At 71.8% G+C, this 17478-nt stretch carries 15 protein-coding genes; 7 read left to right on the top strand and 8 right to left on the bottom strand.

Features of this window, described 5'->3' with window-relative positions; genetic code table 11:
• Nucleotides 1–20: 20 nt before the first annotated feature.
• The 4 genes from ACFVQG_RS06215 to ACFVQG_RS06200 form a co-directional block, all read right to left on the bottom strand.
• Nucleotides 21–683 carry a response regulator gene (locus ACFVQG_RS06215; RefSeq protein ID WP_383377403.1) on the bottom strand — a complete coding sequence of 221 codons (663 nt, stop codon included), beginning with the start codon at nucleotides 681–683 and terminating at the stop codon, nucleotides 21–23.
• Entirely contained in the window at nucleotides 680–1855 is a 1176-nt protein-coding gene (locus ACFVQG_RS06210) for a sensor histidine kinase (protein ID WP_383377401.1), read from the bottom strand. Before ACFVQG_RS06210 ends, ACFVQG_RS06215 begins: the two co-directional genes overlap by 4 nt.
• A 51-nt stretch (nucleotides 1856–1906) precedes the next feature.
• Nucleotides 1907–2956: a LacI family DNA-binding transcriptional regulator gene (locus tag ACFVQG_RS06205; protein WP_383377399.1), complete on the bottom strand. Its 1050-nt coding sequence runs from the start codon at nucleotides 2954–2956 to the stop codon at nucleotides 1907–1909.
• Between the two features lie 141 nt (nucleotides 2957–3097).
• Complete coding sequence (locus ACFVQG_RS06200) at nucleotides 3098–4090, bottom strand: multicopper oxidase domain-containing protein (protein WP_383377397.1); 993 nt, start codon at nucleotides 4088–4090, stop codon at nucleotides 3098–3100.
• A 248-nt stretch (nucleotides 4091–4338) separates the two neighbouring features.
• On the opposite strand from ACFVQG_RS06200, the gene ACFVQG_RS06195 reads away from it, so the two are divergent.
• The gene (locus ACFVQG_RS06195) at nucleotides 4339–6789 is read left to right on the top strand and encodes a ThuA domain-containing protein (RefSeq protein ID WP_383377395.1); all 2451 of its coding nucleotides are present in this window, start codon (nucleotides 4339–4341) and stop codon (nucleotides 6787–6789) included.
• Entirely contained in the window at nucleotides 6786–8996 is a 2211-nt protein-coding gene (locus ACFVQG_RS06190) for an OmpL47-type beta-barrel domain-containing protein (protein ID WP_383377393.1), read from the top strand. Before ACFVQG_RS06195 ends, ACFVQG_RS06190 begins: the two co-directional genes overlap by 4 nt.
• 56 nt (nucleotides 8997–9052) lie before the next feature.
• On the opposite strand, the gene ligD is transcribed toward ACFVQG_RS06190, so the two are convergent.
• Both ligD and ACFVQG_RS06180 read right to left on the bottom strand, forming a co-directional pair.
• Nucleotides 9053–10063 (bottom strand): non-homologous end-joining DNA ligase, encoded by a 1011-nt coding sequence (gene ligD, locus ACFVQG_RS06185; RefSeq protein ID WP_383377392.1) that lies wholly within the window; start codon nucleotides 10061–10063, stop codon nucleotides 9053–9055.
• Between the two features lie 74 nt (nucleotides 10064–10137).
• The gene (locus ACFVQG_RS06180) at nucleotides 10138–10536 is read right to left on the bottom strand and encodes a PPOX class F420-dependent oxidoreductase (protein WP_383377389.1); all 399 of its coding nucleotides are present in this window, start codon (nucleotides 10534–10536) and stop codon (nucleotides 10138–10140) included.
• 83 nt (nucleotides 10537–10619) lie between these two features.
• On the opposite strand from ACFVQG_RS06180, the gene ACFVQG_RS06175 reads away from it, so the two are divergent.
• The gene (locus tag ACFVQG_RS06175; RefSeq protein ID WP_383377387.1) at nucleotides 10620–11693 is read left to right on the top strand and encodes an ATP-dependent DNA ligase; all 1074 of its coding nucleotides are present in this window, start codon (nucleotides 10620–10622) and stop codon (nucleotides 11691–11693) included.
• On the opposite strand, the gene ACFVQG_RS06170 is transcribed toward ACFVQG_RS06175, so the two are convergent.
• Nucleotides 11690–12880: a zinc-dependent alcohol dehydrogenase gene (locus ACFVQG_RS06170; protein WP_383377385.1), complete on the bottom strand. Its 1191-nt coding sequence runs from the start codon at nucleotides 12878–12880 to the stop codon at nucleotides 11690–11692. The genes ACFVQG_RS06175 and ACFVQG_RS06170 overlap by 4 nt on opposite strands.
• A 281-nt stretch (nucleotides 12881–13161) precedes the next feature.
• On the opposite strand from ACFVQG_RS06170, the gene ACFVQG_RS06165 reads away from it, so the two are divergent.
• Entirely contained in the window at nucleotides 13162–14118 is a 957-nt protein-coding gene (locus ACFVQG_RS06165) for a DUF3048 domain-containing protein (RefSeq protein ID WP_383377383.1), read from the top strand.
• 11 nt (nucleotides 14119–14129) lie between these two features.
• On the opposite strand, the gene ACFVQG_RS06160 is transcribed toward ACFVQG_RS06165, so the two are convergent.
• Entirely contained in the window at nucleotides 14130–14594 is a 465-nt protein-coding gene (locus tag ACFVQG_RS06160) for a MarR family winged helix-turn-helix transcriptional regulator (RefSeq protein ID WP_383377381.1), read from the bottom strand.
• 233 nt (nucleotides 14595–14827) lie between these two features.
• On the opposite strand from ACFVQG_RS06160, the gene ACFVQG_RS06155 reads away from it, so the two are divergent.
• From ACFVQG_RS06155 to ACFVQG_RS06145, 3 genes are read left to right on the top strand one after another with little or no spacing between them, the layout of a single operon-like run.
• Nucleotides 14828–15583 carry a CoA transferase subunit A gene (locus tag ACFVQG_RS06155; RefSeq protein WP_383377379.1) on the top strand — a complete coding sequence of 252 codons (756 nt, stop codon included), beginning with the start codon at nucleotides 14828–14830 and terminating at the stop codon, nucleotides 15581–15583.
• Nucleotides 15583–16227, top strand: coding sequence for a CoA transferase subunit B (locus ACFVQG_RS06150; protein WP_383377378.1), 645 nt, complete (start codon nucleotides 15583–15585; stop codon nucleotides 16225–16227). Before ACFVQG_RS06155 ends, ACFVQG_RS06150 begins: the two co-directional genes overlap by 1 nt.
• On the top strand, nucleotides 16224–17426 hold the full coding sequence (locus ACFVQG_RS06145; RefSeq protein WP_383377375.1) for a thiolase family protein: 1203 nt from the start codon (nucleotides 16224–16226) through the stop codon (nucleotides 17424–17426). The genes ACFVQG_RS06150 and ACFVQG_RS06145 overlap by 4 nt, the downstream gene beginning before the upstream one ends.
• Nucleotides 17427–17478 lie beyond the last annotated feature (52 nt).

Raw genomic sequence — 17478 nt, 5'->3', positions numbered from 1 at the left:
CTCCGGGAGCCGCCTCGTCCTCAGGAGCGGGCGATCCAGCCGGGCACGGTCAGGCCGGACTCGTAGGCCAGGATCACCAGTTGGGCCCGGTCCCGGACGTCGGTCTTGGTCATGATCCGGCTGACGTGGGTCTTGGCGGTGGCCGGGCTCAGTACCAGGCGGGCCGCGATCTCGTCGTTGGACAGGCCCTCGGCGACCAGCGCCATCACCTCGCGCTCCCGCTCGGTGAGGGCGCTCAGCCGGGGCCCGGGGTCGGGGTGCGGGGCCCGGGCGGTGAACTCGGAGATCAGCCGCCGGGTGATCGAGGGCGCGATGAGCGCGTCGCCGCGCGCCACCACCCGCACCCCGTGGATCAGTTCCGCCGGTTCGGTGTCCTTGACGAGGAAGCCGCTCGCACCGGCCCGCAGGGCGCCGTAGACGTAGTCGTCCAGGTCGAAGGTGGACAGGATGATCACGCGGACGTCGGTGGCGGCGGCGATCTCCTCGGTGGCGGCGAGCCCGTCGAGGCCGGGCATCCGGATGTCCATCAGGACGACATCCGGCCGCAGGCTCCGGGCGAGCCGGACCGCCTCGGCGCCGTCGGCGGCCTCGCCGACCACCTCGATGCCGTCCTCGCCCTCCAGGATGGACCGGAACCCGGCACGCACCAGGGTCTGGTCGTCGGCGAGCAGCAGGCGGATCACGCGGCACCCCCCGGTTCCGCGCCCGGCGCCGCCGCGCCCACGGGCACCGGGGCGGGCCGCAGCGGGAGGCGGGCGCGCACCCGGAAGCCGCCGCCCGGTGCGGAGCCGGTGGTCAGCGAGCCGCCCAGCGCCCGGGCCCGCTCGTCCATGCCGCGGATCCCGTAGCCGCCGGGGCCGGGGGTGCCGGTGCCGTCGTCGTCGACCTCCACGAGTACGTCGTCGTGGTCGGGCCGGACCCGGATCACCACGGCGGTGGCGTGGGCGTGCCGGGTCACGTTGGTGAGCGCCTCCTGCACGATCCGGTACGCCGCCAGGTCGACCTCCGGCGGCAGGGGGCGCGTCTCGGCCAGTTCGGTGCGGATCGCGAGGCCGGAACGCCCGGCCGTGGTGACCAGTTCGTAGAGGCGGGCCAGGCCGGGGGCCGACTCGGCCGGGGCGGCGTCGTCCTCCCTCCGCAGGATCCCGAGGGTCGTGCGCAACTCGTGCAACGTCTCCTTGCTGGCCTGCTTGATCGCGGTGAGCGCCTGGGTGGAGCGGGCCGGGTCGGGGCGGTGCAGTGCGGCGCTGGCCTGCACGTTGATCAGGGAGAGATGGTGGCCGAGGGCGTCGTGCAGTTCGCGGGCGATGCGCAGCCGTTCCTCGGTGGTCCGGCGCCGGGCCTCCTCCTCCTTGCGCTGCTCCGCGGCGCGTTCACGGGCCCGCGCCTCGGCGACGTAGGCACGGCGGTTGCGGGTCACGCCGACGATGACCGCGACCAGCCAGCCCGCGTGCAGCAGCGTCGCGCCGTTGCCGCCGCCGGACTCGCTGTCGTAGCCGTCCGCGAGGGCGAAGGCGACCACCGAGGCGGCGCCGAAGCCGATGGCGACCGCGAGGTGCCCCTCGTCGACGACGGTGTAGAGCGCCAGCACGAACACCAGCATGATCGGGCCGGGCTGGTGCAGCAGCGCCCCGTACGCGGACACGGCGGCCAGCGCGACCGCGCCCACCGCGACCGGATGGCGGCGCCGCAGGACGAGCGCGCCGGAGGAGACCAACACCACCCAGAGCGCGGCCCATTCGGCGGTGGTGTCGAGGCCACGCGACTGCACGGCCAGGCCGAGGAGGGCCACCAGACCGACCACCAGCACCAGCGCCGTCTCCGCCACCGGGCCCTGCCACCGCCACCTCACCATGCGTTGAGCCTAACCTCCCGTGAGAGGGCGGAGAAGGCGGGAACGGCGGGGCTAGGCGGAGGCCCTGCGCACCAGGGTGGTCGGCAGGACCACGCTCGTCGGGGGGAGTTCCGCCGGGCCGCCGGTGGCGCGGCGGTCGAGGCGGTGGAGCAGGAGGCGGGCCATCAGGCGGCCCATCTCCTCGATGTCCTGGCGGATGGTGGTGAGCGGTGGGTCGGTCTGCTCGGCGATCGGTGACATGTCGTCGAAGCCGACCACGGCGACGTCCTCGGGCACCCGGCGCCCGCGCTCGCGCAGCACCCGCAGGGCGCCGGAGGCGGTGAGGTCGTTGGCGGCGAAGACGGCGTCCAGGTCGGGACGGCGGTCGAGGAGTTCCCGCATCGCCCGCTCACCGCCGGACGGGGTGAAGTCGCCCTCGACGACCAGCCGGGGGTCGGCGTCCCCCATGACGTCCCGGTAGCCGTCGAGCCGGTCCACCGCGGAGGTCTGGTCGAGCGCCCCGGCGATGTGCGCGACGCGGGTGCGGCCGAGGTCGACGAGATGGCGTACGGCGTCCCGGGCGCCGCCGCGGTTGTCGCTGTCGACGAAGACCGCAGCGGGGGCCTCGGGATGCGTGCCCTCGCCCCAGCCGGGCCGCCCGCCGAACACCGTCGGCACCCCGGCGCCCCGGATCAGGCCGGGCAGCGGGTCGTCGAGGTGCAGCGAGAACACCAGCGCGCCGTCGACATGGCCACCGGCGAGATAGCGGGCGACGCGGGCGTGGTCGTCGCGGCCCTCGGTGAGCAGCAGCACAAGCTGGTTGTCGTGGGCCGTCAGCTCCTTGCTGATGCCGCGCAGTTGCCGGGCGAAGAAGGGGTCGGCGAAGACCCGGGTCTCCGGTTCGGCGATGACGACGGCGATCGCGTCGTGGCGCCGGGTCACCAGGGTGCGGGCGGCCTGGTTGGGGACGTAGCCGAGTTCCTCCACGGCCCGCCGGACCCGCTCGGCGAGGGCCTTGCGCACGCCGGTGCCGCCGTTGACCACCCGGGAGACGGTGGCCCGCGACACGCCCGCCCGCTCGGCGACTGCCTCCAGCGTGGGACGCGACACTGCCTCGGTCACTTCGAGCACCCTCCTGCGCGGCTGCGGATCAGGATAGCCGCGGGCGGGAGGGGAGGTGAGAGCGCTCTCGCCCCGCCAGGCGCGCCCAGTGGGCGCGCCTAGTACTTCTCGTGCGGCCCGGGTGGGGTGCATGCCGTAGGCCTAGTGCTCCTCATGGCCCTCGTGGCCCTCGTGGGGATCATGCGGCTCATACCCGGGAATCGTGCCGTCCGTCTTCTTCACCAGGAACAGCCCCACCATCCCCATGTCGGAGTGGCTCTGCACATGGCAGTGGTACATCCACGCCCCCGCGCCGACCCCCTCCCCCGCGATCACCTGGAAGCCGAAGGAGTCCGCCGGGCCCACGATCTTGTTGTCGATGACCGCGCTGGGGTCCTCGGGGCCGGTCAGCAGGCCGGTGCGGTTGTCCGCCCAGCGGTGACCGTGCATATGGAAGGTGTGGTAGAACTCGCCGTGCGTGATCACCACGAACTCCACCCGGTCGCCCACCGTGGCCTCGAAGTCGGGGCCGGTGTGCGGGGCACGGTTGTTGATCGACATGTCGTTGAAGACGATCGTGTGGGTCCGGTCCGGCAGGAGGTCGCCCTTGCGCCGGACGATCACGGGGCCGTAGAGGCCGTTGCGGATGCCGCCCGTGCCGTGCACGGTGCCGACGACATGGTCGTGGTAGTGCCAGTAGCCCGCGCTGCCGGGCCGCCAGGTGCCGTCCTTGCGGCGGCCGGGGGCGTGGGTGCGCCAGGTGTAGGTGCGGGTGTCGCCGGGTTCGACGTGGCTCTTGTTCTGCCGGGTGCCGTCGCTGGAGATCTCGTAGTCCAGGCCGTGGACATGGAGGCTGGCCGCCACGTCCATGGTGTTCTCGACCTCGAGGTGCAGGGTGTCGCCCTCGTTGAGTTCGATCAACGGGCCGGGGATGGTCGCCTTGCCCTTCTCCAGGCCGTAGCCCATACGGCCGTCCGAGAGCCGTTCCATGTAGAGCCTGAGGTGTCTGACCTCGCCGCCCGCCGGTGCGGACCGGGCGGGCAGGGCCTCTGCGGTACCCGCCTCCGGGCCCAGGGACAACGATGTCGCGACGACCGCGCCACCCAGCAGCACCCGACGGTTGAACCCACGTCTGTCGAACTCACGTCCATCCATACGGAACTCCCCACTCCGGTCGAACTCCCCACTCCGGTACGGGCCTTGAGACCGTAGCCGGGCTCGGCCCGTTTATCCACACTCAGGACAAAGTTTGTTCTGTTCCGGTCATACCCCTTGGCGAACCACGCAAAGAGGTCTAGCTTCCTTGGCGCTGTTGCTGTGACCGACGAGGGGTGGGTGACCACATGCGGTCCACTTCGCACCAACGGCCCGACAAATCCCGACGACTGACCCGCCGGAGACGGATGCTGGCGGCCGTACTGACCGCCGGATTCGTCACCGCGGGGCTGCTCACCGGCACCGCCGCGAACGCGCGTCCGGCGCCCGAGCCCACGCTGACAACGATGTCCGTGAAGTCGCCCCCGGGCGGCGCGAACGTACGAGTGCTGCTCTTCCACGGCTCCGCCGCGCCCGGCGACGAGTCCCCCTTGGTCAATGCCGGGATCGAGGCGATCGAACGGATCGGCCTGTCCGGACCGGCGAACGAGCGCTTCAAGGTCGAGGCCACCAACGACGCCTCGGTCTTCACCAACGAGACGAAGCTGGGCCGGTTCAACGCGATCGTGTTCCTGACCGGGGGCGGGGACGTCCTCGACCCGGAGCAGGAGGCCGGTCTCGAGGCCTACATGGAGGCGGGCGGCGGTTTCGTCGGCCTCCATGACGCGGCCCGCGCCGAACCGTACTCGGACTGGTTCACCGGGCTGATCGGCGCCCGCCCGGCGGCGTCCTCACCAACTGCCGTACAGCGGGCCACCGTCGAGGTGGGCGACCGGCGTCATCCGGCCACCAAGGACCTGCCGGTGGAGTGGAAGCGGCCCGACCGGTGGCTGAACTGGACACGGAATCCCTCGGGTGACGTGCATACAGTCGCCCGCGTACGGGAGACGACCTACCAGCCGGGGTCGACCGCCAACGGCTGGGACCATCCGATCAGCTGGTGCCGGGACTACGACGGCGGCCGGTCCTTCTACACCGGCATGGGCGGCACGGTCTCGTCCTACGACGAGACGGACTTCCGCACCCATCTGCGCGGCGCGCTGCTGTGGACCACGCGGATCGCCCAGGCGGACTGCAAGGCGACCATCACCGGCAACTACAAGGCCGAGCGCCTCACCCGGCCCAACCAGCCGGGCCAAAGCGACCAGATCGGCGAGCCGCACGGCCTGGTCACCGCCCCCGACGGGCGCGTCCTCTACATCGGCCGCGGCGGCGGCGACTCCACCCAGCCCGTGGTGACCGACTGGAACAACCCGGACATCGGCAAGGGCAAGGGCCAGATCCACGTCTATGACCCGAAGACCAAGCAGGTCACCCTCGCGGGCGAGCTGACGGTGTTCGGCAACAAGGGCGGCGGCGACGAGCTGGTCAAGGTCGAGGAGGGCCTGCTCGGCATCGAGCTGGACCCGGACTTCGAGCGCAACGGCTGGGTGTACCTGCACTACACACCCCACTCGGAGATCGACCGCGACACCCGCATGGCGCAGCGGCGCGTCTCCCGCTTCACCCTCGACCCGGCCACCGACCGGCTCGACCTGAGCAGCGAGAAGGTGCTGCTGGAGTGGCCGGTGCAGATCCACAGCTGCTGCCACGCGGGCGGCGGGATGGCCTGGGACTCCAAGGGCAACCTGTACATCGCCACCGGCGACAACAACTCCAGCCGCTTCAGCGACGGTTACTCCGGCAACAACCCGCAGCCCCACTACCAGGGCGTCTCCTTCGCGGACGCGCGCCGCACCGCCGGCAACACCAACAACCTCAACGGCAAGATCCTGCGCATCCACCCCGAGCCCGACGGGACCTACACCCTGCCGGAGGGCAACCTCTTCACCGGCCGCGAGACCGACGAGGGCGGTGGCAAGACGCGCGGCGAGATCTATGTGATGGGCGTGCGCAACCCGGCGCGCATCTTCGTCGACCAACGCACCGACGTCCTGTACGCGGGCTGGGTCGGCCCGGACGCCTCGGCGCCGTCGCCGGTGTGGGGCCCGGCCAAGTACGACACCTTCGCCGCCATCACCGAGGCGGGCAACCGGGGCTGGCCGTACTGCATGGGCAACAAGCAGCCCTACCGCGACCGCAATCTGCCGGACCCGACGCAGCCGCTGGGCTGGTACGACTGCGACCACCCGAAGAACGAGTCCCCGAACAACGACGGCCTCGTCAACCTCCCGCCGGTCACCGGCAACAACATCTGGTACTCGCCCCAGGGCGGCGCCCCCGACTTCCCGCGCGACGCGGCCGGTGTGCCGTCGTACCAGCAGGACGAGGCGACGTACCGGCTGCCGTGGCTCAAGGGCGGCGGGCAGGCCGCGATGAACGGGCCGGTCTACCGGTACGACGACGTCCAGGGCGACAGCGCGGTCAAGTGGCCCGCGTACTGGGACGGCAAGTGGTTCGTCGGCGACTTCTACGACTCCGACCAGCCGCGCAACGCGGTGCTGATGGATCCGAGGAACCAGGGCGACGGCGGGTTGCCGGTGCACTCCGAGTCGCTGAAGAGGATCGTGCCGATCGGCAACGACGGCATCAAGAACCTCATGGACTGGAAGTTCGGCCCGGACGGGGCGCTGTACGTCCTCGACTACGGCCGTGGCTTCTTCACCTCGGACGCCAAGTCCGCGCTGTGGCGGGTCACGTACACCGGTGGCGGGGCGACCCCGGCCGCCGACCAGTTGGCGAGAGGGGCGGCGCAGTGACGGGCCGACGAAGAGTGTGGACGGCCCTGCTGGCGGCCGTCCTGGTGATCCTGGGTCTGCAGTCGGCTCCCGCCGTCGGGAGCGAGCCGTCGGACAGTGCCGGGGCCGCCGCGGCCCAGGTGCTGACCTGGACGGCGAACGACGACATCACCAAGTACACCTCCGCTCCGGCCACGGCGGTGGCGGGTCCGGCGACGATCGTCTTCGAGAACAGCGCGGCGACCGGCAACACCACGGGCATGCCGCACACGCTGACGTTCGTCACCAGCGACCCGGAGTTCAACAGCGATGTCCAGCTGAACATCCTGGCCAGTCCCAACGACGCCCAGGGCGGCAAGCACACCGCCGAGGTCACCCTGACCCCGGGCCGCTACTTCTACCACTGCACCATCCCCGGCCACGGCCAGATGCAGGGCATCCTCGTGGTGACCGAGGGCGGCGGCGAGGACACCACCGCGCCCGGGGCCACGGCGCGGGTGAGCGGCACGCAGAACACGGACGGCGCCTACGTGGGATCGGCGACCGTCACCGTCGAGGCGACCGACAACGACGGCGGGTCGGGTGTCGACCGTATCGAGTACGCCGTCGACGACTCGACCGCCTGGCAGCCGTACACCGCACCGGTCGTCGTCGACCAGGTGGGCGAGCACACGGTCCGCTACCGCGCCTTCGACAAGGCGGGCAACGTCTCCGCCGAGCGGAGCGTCGGCTTCACGGTCGTCGCCCCGCAGTCGGAGGACACGACCCCGCCGGAGACCTCGGCGACGGTCGCCGGTGAACGGAATCCGGACGGTACGTACATCGACATGGCGACGGTCACCGTCAGCGCCTCCGACACCGGGTCGGGGGTGAACACCGTCGAGTACGCGATCGGCGCGTCCGGCGCGTGGCAGCCGTACACCGCTCCGGTGATGGTCCATCAGGTCGGCACGCACACCGTCCGCTACCGCGCCACCGACAAGGCGGGCAACGTCGCGGCCGAGCGGAGCGTGCAGTTCACGGTCGTCGGCGCGCCGCCGACGGACACCACTCCGCCGGTGACCGGGGTGGCCGTGGCCGGTGACCGGAACTCGGACGGGGCGTACATCGGCCGGGCCGAGGTGACGGTGACGGCGACCGACGCGGGCGGGTCGGGTGTCGACCGGATCGAGTACTCACTCGACGGTGGACCGTACATCGCATACAGCAACCCGGTCATTGTCGACCGCGCCGGAGCCCACACCCTCGCCTACCGCGCCACCGACAAGGCGGGCAACACCGCCGCCGCCCGCACCGTCAGCTTCACCGTGGTGTCGAGCCCGGTCCCGCCGCCCAACTGCCCGGAGTACGACGAGCGGCTGACGGTCTTCGTCGGCACGGTCGACTCGGGGGTGCCCAACCGGGTCACCGGCAACCGGTGCCGGATCGGCGAGCTGATCGAGGACGAGAAGGACTGGACGTCCCACGCGCTGTTCCTCAAGCATGTGAAGTCGGTCCTCGACGGGCTGCTCCGGCAGGGCGTCGTCGACCAGCGCGAGTACAACGCGGTCACCAAGGCCGCCCGGCAGTCCGGCATCGGCAAGCCCGGGCAGACCGAGGGCTACCGGAAGATCTTCGACGGCAGCGCGGAGACCTTCGCGCAGTGGCAGCACGTGGGCGGCGGTTCCTTCGGACTGAACGCCGACGGGTCCATGACCAGCGGCACCACGAAGTCCGGCCTCGGCATGCTCTGGTTCCCGCAGCGCAAGTACGGCGACTTCTCGCTGCGCCTGCAGTGGCGTGACGACGCACCGGGCACCGGCAACGCCAACTCCGGTGTGTTCGTGCGCTTCCCGTGGGTCCATGACCACCCCGAGGAGTCACGTCCCGAGTGGGCGGCCATCAAGTACGGGCACGAGGTGCAGGTGTTCGACCGGCCCGACGGCGACATGTACAAGACGGGGTCGGTGTACGGCTTCGACCGGGTGGGCCTCGCCGGAGCCGGGGTCACCCAGAAGGGCACCTGGAACGACTACGAGATCCGTGTGGTCGACCAGCACTACGCGATCTACCGCAACGGCGTGCTGATCAACGAGTTCGACAACATCGGCGGCCAGGAGTTCACCCCGCCCCGCGCGGACGACCCCGGCACCGACGGACGGCGGTTCGCGTCCGGTTACATCGGGCTCCAGGTCCACGGCACGACGGATGTGGTCTCGTTCCGCGACATCCGGATCAGGGACCTGTAGTACCCGCTGCGAGAGACCGCTCGAAGGAACGGCGCGGAACAGAACCGCAGGCCCCGTCAGGGCTTGCGGGCCCGGCTCGGCTGTACCCGCTTGGGCTCCCCCGGCATCTTGGGGTACTCGGGCGGGTACGGCAGGTCGCCGAGCCCGTGCTCCCGCTCGTCGCGCGTCGCCAGCTCCAGCAGCGCGTCCAGCGAGTGACGGTGGTCGTCCATGCCCGCGTGCACATCGCCGACCTCGGCGTAGCGCGCGGGCATGGTCGTGAGGTCGAAGTCCTCCGGTCGGGCGTCGTCGACCTCCTCCCAGCGCAGCGGGGCGGAGACGGGGGCGTGCGGCCTGGGCCGTACGGAATAGGCGGAGGCGATGGTGCGGTCCCGGGCGGTCTGGTTGTAGTCGACGAAGATCTTCCGCCCCCGCTCCTCCTTCCACCACTTGGTGGTGACCCTCTCGGGCATCCGCCGCTCCAGCTCCCGCCCCACGGCGATGGCGGCCCGCCGCACCTGGGTGAAGGTCCAGCGCGGCTCGATGGGCACGAAGACGTGCAACCCGCGTCCGCCGGAGGTCTTGGGCCAGCCGCGCAGTCCACCGAACTCGTCGAGGACGGCGCGCAGTTCCTGCGCGGCGCGCACGGCGTCCGCGAAGTCGGTGCCGGGCTGCGGATCGAGGTCGATGCGGAGTTCGTCGGGCCGGTCGACATCCGCCCGGCGCACCGGCCACGGATGGAAGGTCAGCGTCCCGTACTGGGCCGCCCACACCACCGCGCCCACCTCGGTCGGGCACATCTCGTCGGCGCTGCGCCCGCTGGGGAAGGTGATGTGCGCGGTCGGGATCCACTCGGGCATGCCCTTGGGCGCCCGCTTCTGGTAGAACCACTCCCCGCCCACCCCGTCCGGGTAGCGCTCCAGGGTGGTGGGCCGGTCGCGCAGGGCGCGCAGGATGCCGGGGCCGACGGCGAGGTAGTACCGGGCGAGGTCCAGCTTGGTGTAGCCCCGCTCCGGGAAGAAGACCTTCCCCGGGTTGGACAGCCGTACGGTCCGCCCGTCGACCTCCAGCTCCACCGCTTCACCCATGCGAGCCACGGTAGGCGCAAGGGACAAACCGCGCACACCGACCGGCGGTCGCGGTCGAGCGCTCCGCCCCGGCGTCAGGCCTCGGGTCCGCCCACCGAGCGCACTTCGTAGTGCAGGGTGCCCGTCCGCCACAGTCTGTGGATCAGCGGCACCACCGGCCCCTGGAGGACGGGGTGCCTGCGGCGCGGCAGCCGGGCCGCGCGCCGGTCCTCCGGGTCGCCGGCCCGGGCCTGGATCGTCGGTCCCGTGGGCCGTCCCCGGACGGTGCAGGGGGCGAGGGTGATCTCCGGGTTGTCGCGGAGGCGTTCGACCTTCCAGGCGGTGCCCGGGGTACGGAAGTAGGCGTGGTCGCCGTCGACGGCCAGGTTCACGGGGGTGCCGACGCCCGTGCCATCCCTTCTGCAGGTGGTCAGCAGGGCGGCGTAGGGCTTGCTGAACACGCGGAGTTCCGGGCCGGTGCCGGGGGCGTTCATCTCTCCATGGAGCCACGGGCCCCCTGCCGTGTCACCCGCCCCGACCGTTTGCGGGGCTCTCGGCGTCCGCACAGAGTTGCATCATGGACCTCCCCGTGATGCCCCCGGTCAAGCCGATGCTCGCCAAGTCGGTGGCGAGGATCCCCCCGGGCATGCAGTACGAGGCGAAGTGGGACGGTTTCCGGGCGATCGTGTTCCGCGACGGCGACGAGGTGGAGCTGGGCAGCCGTACCGGGAAGCCGCTGACCAGGTACTTCCCGGAGCTGGTGGCGGCGCTCCGGGAGCGGGTGCCGCAGCGGTGTGTGCTGGACGGGGAGATCGTGATCGCGCGGGAGGGGCACCTCGACTTCGACGCGCTCACCGAGCGGATCCATCCGGCCGACTCCCGGGTGCGGACGCTGGCCGAGCGCACCCCGGCGTCGTTCGTGGTGTTCGACCTGCTGGCCCTCGGTGACGAGTCGCTGATGGACGTACCGCTGAGCGAGCGGCGCGCGCTGCTGCTCACCGCGCTCGGCCAGGTGACGGCGCCGGTGCACGTGGCGCCCGCGACGACGGACATCGAGGTGGCGCGGGAGTGGTTCGAGCGGTACGAGGGGGCAGGGCTGGACGGCGTGATCGCCAAGCCGCCGACGCTGCGCTACCGGCCGGACGAACGCGCCATGTTCAAGATCAAGCACGAGCGCACGGCGGACGTGGTCGTCGCGGGCTACCGGCTGCACAAGTCCGGCCCCGTGGTCGGCTCACTGCTGCTCGGCCTCTACGACGACCAGGGCGCCCTCCAGCACGTGGGCGTGTCGGCCGCCTTCTCCATGCAGCGGCGCCGTGAGCTGGTCGACGAGCTGGAGCCGCTGCGGATGGACGACGTGGCCGGGCATCCGTGGGCGGCCTGGGCGGACGAGGCGGCGCACGAGTCGGCCCGGCTGCCGGGCGCGCCGAGCCGCTGGTCGGGCAAGAAGGACCTGTCCTGGGTACCGCTGCGACCGGAGCGGGTGGCCGAGGTGGCCTACGACCACATGGAGAACGGCCAGCGCTTCCGCCACACGGCCCGCTTCCGCCGCTGGCGCCCGGACCGCACCCCGCGGAGCTGCACCTACGGCCAGTTGGAGGAGCCGGTCCGCTACGACCTCGGGGAGATCTTCGGCGCGCCCGGGCGTTAGGGCCGCATCAGCACCTTCACCGCGCCCTCCTGCTTGCGCTGGAACATCTCGTACGCGTGCGGCGCGTCGGTGAGCGGGACGTGGTGGGTGGCGAAGTCCTCGACACCGATCGGGTCCTCGTCCGTCAGGTACGGCAGGATGTCGTCGCTCCAGCGCCGCACGTTGGCCTGCCCCATCCGCAGCTGGATCTGCTTGTCGAAGAGGGTGAGCATCGGCAGCGGGTCCGCGGTGCCGCCGTAGACCCCGGACAGCGAGATGGTGCCGCCGCGCCGCACCAGGTCGATGGCGAGGTACAGGGCGGCCAGCCGGTCGATGCTGATGCGCTCGGCGAGACGGCCGCTGACCGCGCGGGGCAGCACGGACGTGGCCTGCTGCGCCAGCCGGGCGGCGGCGCTGCCGTGCGCCTCGGTGCCGACGGCGTCGATCACGGCGTCCGGGCCCCGGCCGTCGGTCTCGTCCTGGATGGCGGCGACGAGGTCCTTTTCCTTGTCGAAGGACCTGAGGTCGTACGTCTGCACGCCGCGCGACCTCGCCCGTTCCAGCCGCTCGGGCACCAGGTCGACGCCGAACACCCGCCCGGCGCCCCGGAGCTGGGCGATCCTGCAGGCCATGTCGCCGATGGGGCCGAGGCCGAGGACGGCGATGCTGCCGCCCTGCGGGACGTCGGCGTAGGCGACGGCCTGCCAGGCGGTGGGCAGGACGTCGGAGAGGTAGACGAAGCGGTCGTCGGGCGGGCCCTCGGGCACCTTGATCGGCCCGAACTGGGCCTGGGGCACCCGCAGGTACTCGGCCTGGCCGCCGGGCACCGCGCCGTACAGCCGGGTGTAGCCGAACAGGGCGGCGCCCATGCCCTCGCTGGTGACCTGGGTGGTCTCGCACTGGGTGGGCAGCCCGGTCAGGCACATCCAGCAGTTGCCGCAGGCGATCTGGAACGGCACCACCACCCGGTCGCCGACCTGGAGGTCCGGCACCGCGGCGCCGACCTCCTCGACGATGCCCATGGGCTCATGGCCGAGGATGTCGCCCGGGGTCATGAACGGGGTGAGCACCTCGTAGAGGTGCAGGTCGGAACCGCACAACCCGGTGGAGGTCACGCGGATGACGGCGTCGGTCGGTTCCTCGATGCGCGGATCGGGCACGTCCTCCACGCGCACGTCGCGCTTGCCCTGCCAGGTCACTGCCTTCATCGCGTCCCGCTCCCTCCTTGACGTGGGCCGCCCGGGTACCCCCGCCGTCCGGAGCCGAAGCATGGGGTGGGCGCGGGCCGTGCGCCGTTCGGCGTAGCGGCTGCTGTCCGACGGTGGATTCGCCATGGAGTGGCAGAAGTAGTCATATCCATTCGGGTATGGCCATCGATGCATCTATAAGCGCACAATTAATGGCACAGGCAGGGCGGGTGGCAGCGGTGGGTACACGGCGGGGTTCCAGACAGGGTTCGAGACGACATGGGCGCGGGGCGCGCGCCGCCATGACCGCGGCCACGCTGGCCGTCGCGCTGACGGCGTCCCTGACGGCGGGCTGCTCCCCGGGCGGTGACGACCGCGACGACGGCCGGGCGCCGGAGCGGGGTTCCGCATCCAGCTCCCGGGCCGCCGAGGGCACCCCGCCCGACGCGGGCCCGGTGCTGGCCGTGAAGATCGACAACGCCCGCAAGGCACGGCCCCACACCGGGCTCGACGCCGCCGACATCGTCTACGCCGAGCAGGTCGAGGGCGGACTCAGCCGACTGATGGCGGTCTACGCCACCCGGTTGCCGAAGGTCGTGGGGCCGGTGCGCAGCGCCCGGGAGTCCGACCTGGAGCTGCTGCGCCAGTTCCACCGGCCCACGCTCGCCTTCTCGGGGGCACAGCGCAAGCTGCTGCCGCTGATCGACGAGGCGCCCCTGCAGGCCGAGCCGCCCGGCCGCACCCGCGAGGCCTACTTCCGCGGTACCGACCGCCCCGCCCCGCACAACCTCTTCCTGCGGCCCACCCGGCTGCTGGACTCCGCGCCCGGCCCGTACGCCCTGAGCACCGGCTTCCGCTACGGCCCCGCGCCCACGGGCGGCACACCCGAGAACGCGCGCACCGTCCGCTTCCCCGCGGCCTCCTTCACCTTCACCTGGTCCGACCGCCGCGACGGCTGGCTGGTCGCGATGGACGGGGCGGACGCGAAGCCCACGGACGGGCTCCAGCTGGCCCCCGCGACGGTCGTCGTCCAGCACGTGCACATCCGCCCGTCCGACTTCCACGACTCCAACGGCAACTACACGCCGTTCATCGAGACGGTGGGCTCCGGGCGGGCCGAGGTGCTGCGCGACGGGAAGGCCTACGACGCCCACTGGAAGCGCGAGGTCGCCACGGACGGCACCCGGTTCACGACCGAGGACGGTACGCCGATGAACTTCGCCGACGGACAGGTGTGGGTGGTGTTCGTGAAGGCCTGAGGGGCCGTCGTTCAGGACTGGGTGACGAGGGGTTCCGCGGGGTTGCGGAGCCCCTCGGCCGCGTCCGCGACCCGGCGGATGAGATCGAGGAAGACGGCCTGTTCCGCCGGGGAGAGCGGGGCCAGGAGGACCTGGTTCATCCGGGCCGTGCGCACGGCCAGCTTGCGGTGGACGCGGACGCCGTCCTCGGTCAGGCGCAGCAGGAAGCGGCGGCCGTCCTGGGGGTCGCGGACCTTGTCGAGCAGCCCCCGGCGGCTCAGCCTGCTGATCACCTCGGCGATGGTGGACCGGTCCAGGCCCACCCGCTCCCCCACCGTGCGCTGGTCGAGGCCCGGCTCCAAGACGAGCACGTTGAGGACGCCGAACTGCGGCGAGGTGGTCTTCTCGGAGACCATCGTGGTCCACAGCAGGTGGTGCGCCTGCTGGAGCCGCCGGGCCAGGTGCCCGGGGTGGTTGGAGAGGTCCACCGCGGCCATGCGCGCCCCCTGGTCATGATGTCGTCCGTGCCCTGAGCAATGTCGTCAGTGCCCTGAGCAATGTCGTCAGTGAGCTAAGCGATGTCGATCGGTGCACTGAACAATACCCGGCCCTTGACGCCAAGACGCGCTGATGGCAGCGTGAAGAAAACTTCACTGAAATAGTCAGTGCCCTGACTGATCAGCCCTGACTGATCGGGGTCCGGACGCTCGGGAGAGATGGGACTGCACGCATGGACAAGGTGGTCGCCACGGCCGCGGAGGCCGTGGCCGATGTGCCGGACGGCGCGTCGCTGGCCGTCGGCGGGTTCGGGCTGAGCGGGGTGCCGAACGTACTGATCCAGGCGCTCCACGAGCGGGGCGTCGGCGGGCTGAGCGTCGTCTCCAACAACTGCGGGGCGCTGGACTCCGGCCTCGCGGTCCTGCTGGCGGCCGGACGGATCGCCCGGGTGACCGGCTCCTACATCGGGGGCAACAAGGAGTTCGCCCGGCAGTACCTGGGCGGGGAGATCGAGGTCGAGATGATCCCGCAGGGCACGCTGGCCGAGCGGCTGCGCGCCGGTGGCGCGGGCATCCCCGCCTTCTACACCCCGGCCGGGGTCGGCACCCAGGTCGCCGACGGCGGGCTGCCCTGGCGCTACGACGGCTCCGGCGGCGTCGCCCTCGCCTCCCCGCCGAAGGAGGTACGGGAGTTCGACGGCACCGAGTACGTCCTCGAACACGGCATCCGCACCGACTTCGCGCTGGTCCGCGCGGCCCGCGGGGACCGGCACGGCAACCTCGTCTTCAACAAGTCCAGCCGGAACTTCAACCCCCTCGCCGCCATGGCCGGACGCGTGACGATCGCCGAGGTGGAGGAGCTGGTCGAGCCCGGCGGGATCGACCCGGACGCGGTGCACCTGCCCGGCGTCTTCGTGCAGCGGGTCATCGCCCTGACCGCCGAGCAGGCGGCGGACAAGCGGATCGAGCAGCGGACGGTGAGCGCCTGATGGCCTGGACACGCGAGCAGATGGCGGCCCGTGCCGCGCGCGAGCTGCGCGACGGGCAGTACGTCAACCTCGGCATCGGGCTGCCGACGCTGATCCCGAACCACCTGCCCGAGGGCGTGGAGGTGGTCCTGGAGTCGGAGAACGGCATCCTCGGCACCGGCCCCTACCCCACCGAGGACGCCGTCGACCCGGATCTGATCAACGCGGGCAAGGAGACGGTCACCGTTCTGCCCGGCGCCTCCTTCTTCGACTCCGCGCTGTCCTTCGGGATGATCCGCGGCGGCCACATCGACGTGGCGGTGCTGGGCGCGATGCAGGTCTCCGCCCGTGGTGACCTCGCCAACTGGGCCGTCCCCGGGAAGATGATCACCGGGATCGGCGGGGCGATGGACCTGGTGCACGGCGCCCGTACCGTCATCGTCGTCATGACGCACACCGCCAAGGACGGCTCCCCGAAGATCCTGGAGGACTGCGCGCTGCCGTTGACCGGCCGGGCATGTGTGAACCGAGTCATCACCGACCTCGGGGTGATCGACGTGACACCCGACGGGCTGCGGCTCGTCGAGACCGCCCCCGGGGTGTCCGTTGACGAGATCACCACCAGGACCGACGCCAAACTGACCATCGCGGAGAACCTGCTGTGAACCCGGTTTACCTCGTCGACGCCGTACGCACCCCGTTCGGCAGGTACAACGGCGGCCTGGCGTCCGTCCGCCCCGACGACCTCGCCGCCCACACCCTGCGCGCGCTCCTCGCCCGCACCCCCGCCCTCGACCCGGCAAGGATCGAGGACGTCTACTTCGGCAACGCCAACGGCGCGGGCGAGGAGAACCGCAACGTCGCCCGCATGGCCGCCCTCCTCGCCGGGCTCCCCACCTCCGTCCCCGGCGTCACCGTCAACCGGCTGTGCGCCTCCGGCCTCGAGGCCGTCGTCCAGGCCGCCCGTGCCATCGCCGTCGGGGACGCCTCCGTCGCCGTGGCCGGAGGCGTCGAGTCCATGACCCGCGCCCCCTACGTCCTGCCCAAGAACGACCGCCCCTTCCCCGCCGGGCACACCGAGCTGTACTCCACCACCCTGGGCTGGCGCATGGTCAACCCGGCCATGGACCCGCAGTGGACCATCCCGCTCGGCGAGTCGGCCGAACTCATCGCCGACAGGCACAAGATCACCCGCGAGCAGCAGGACGAGTACGCCCTCGCCTCCCACCGCAAGGCCGCCCGGGCCCAGGCGGACGGCCTCTTCGACGCCGAACTCACCCCCGTCCCCGTCCCCCAGCGCAAGGGCGACCCCGTCCCCTGCGCCGCCGACGAATGCGTCCGCCCCGACGCCTCCCTCGCCGCGATGGCCCGGCTCAGGCCGTCCTTCCGCGAGCACGGCGGCACCGTCACAGCAGGCAACGCCTCCCCGCTCAACGACGGCGCCGCCGCCCTGCTCCTCACCGACGAGGAGGGCCTGAAGGCCACCGGCCGCGAGCCCCTCGCCCGGATCTCCGCCACCGGCGTGCACGCCCTGGACCCCGACTACTTCGGCCTCGCCCCCGTCGAAGCCGTCAACCGGGCGCTCGCCAAGGCGGGCCGCACCTTCGCCGACCTGGACGTCCTCGAACTGAACGAGGCGTTCGCCGCGCAGGTGCTGGGCTGTGTCGCCGAGTGGCCCGAGTTCGACCCGGCCGTCCTCAACCCCCAGGGCGGCGCCATCGCCCTCGGCCACCCCCTCGGCGCCTCCGGTGCCCGGCTCGCCGGTACGGTCGCCCACCAGCTCGCCCGCAAGGGCACCGGAACCGGTGTCGCCACCCTCTGCATCGGCGTCGGCCAGGGCCTCGCCCTCGTCCTCGAACGCTGAGAGCGCCCGGAAAGCCGCGAGCACCGAGAAGACCGCCCCCGCCGCCAGTCAC

This window comes from Streptomyces sp. NPDC057877 (assembly GCF_042796855.1).
Lineage (GTDB): Bacteria > Actinomycetota > Actinomycetes > Streptomycetales > Streptomycetaceae > Streptomyces.
The sequence above is the reverse complement of the archived record's forward strand: the minus strand, read 5'-3'. Positions and strand labels throughout refer to the sequence as shown.

Excerpts from the sequence above, each read along its gene's own strand:
- ACFVQG_RS06180 (WP_383377389.1), bottom strand. The coding sequence starts at position 10,536 with ATGAACGCCCCCGGCACCGGCCCGGAACTCCGCGTGTTCAGCAAGCCC.
- ligD (WP_383377392.1), bottom strand. The coding sequence starts at position 10,063 with ATGGGTGAAGCGGTGGAGCTGGAGGTCGACGGGCGGACCGTACGGCTG.
- ACFVQG_RS06200 (WP_383377397.1), bottom strand. The coding sequence starts at position 4,090 with ATGGATGGACGTGAGTTCGACAGACGTGGGTTCAACCGTCGGGTGCTG.
- ACFVQG_RS06165 (WP_383377383.1), top strand. The coding sequence starts at position 13,162 with ATGACCGCGGCCACGCTGGCCGTCGCGCTGACGGCGTCCCTGACGGCG.
- ACFVQG_RS06195 (WP_383377395.1), top strand. The coding sequence starts at position 4,339 with ATGCTGGCGGCCGTACTGACCGCCGGATTCGTCACCGCGGGGCTGCTC.
- ACFVQG_RS06170 (WP_383377385.1), bottom strand. The coding sequence starts at position 12,880 with ATGAAGGCAGTGACCTGGCAGGGCAAGCGCGACGTGCGCGTGGAGGAC.
- ACFVQG_RS06210 (WP_383377401.1), bottom strand. The coding sequence starts at position 1,855 with ATGGTGAGGTGGCGGTGGCAGGGCCCGGTGGCGGAGACGGCGCTGGTG.
- ACFVQG_RS06175 (WP_383377387.1), top strand. The coding sequence starts at position 10,620 with ATGGACCTCCCCGTGATGCCCCCGGTCAAGCCGATGCTCGCCAAGTCG.
- ACFVQG_RS06160 (WP_383377381.1), bottom strand. The coding sequence starts at position 14,594 with ATGGCCGCGGTGGACCTCTCCAACCACCCCGGGCACCTGGCCCGGCGG.
- ACFVQG_RS06155 (WP_383377379.1), top strand. The coding sequence starts at position 14,828 with ATGGACAAGGTGGTCGCCACGGCCGCGGAGGCCGTGGCCGATGTGCCG.
- ACFVQG_RS06150 (WP_383377378.1), top strand. The coding sequence starts at position 15,583 with ATGGCCTGGACACGCGAGCAGATGGCGGCCCGTGCCGCGCGCGAGCTG.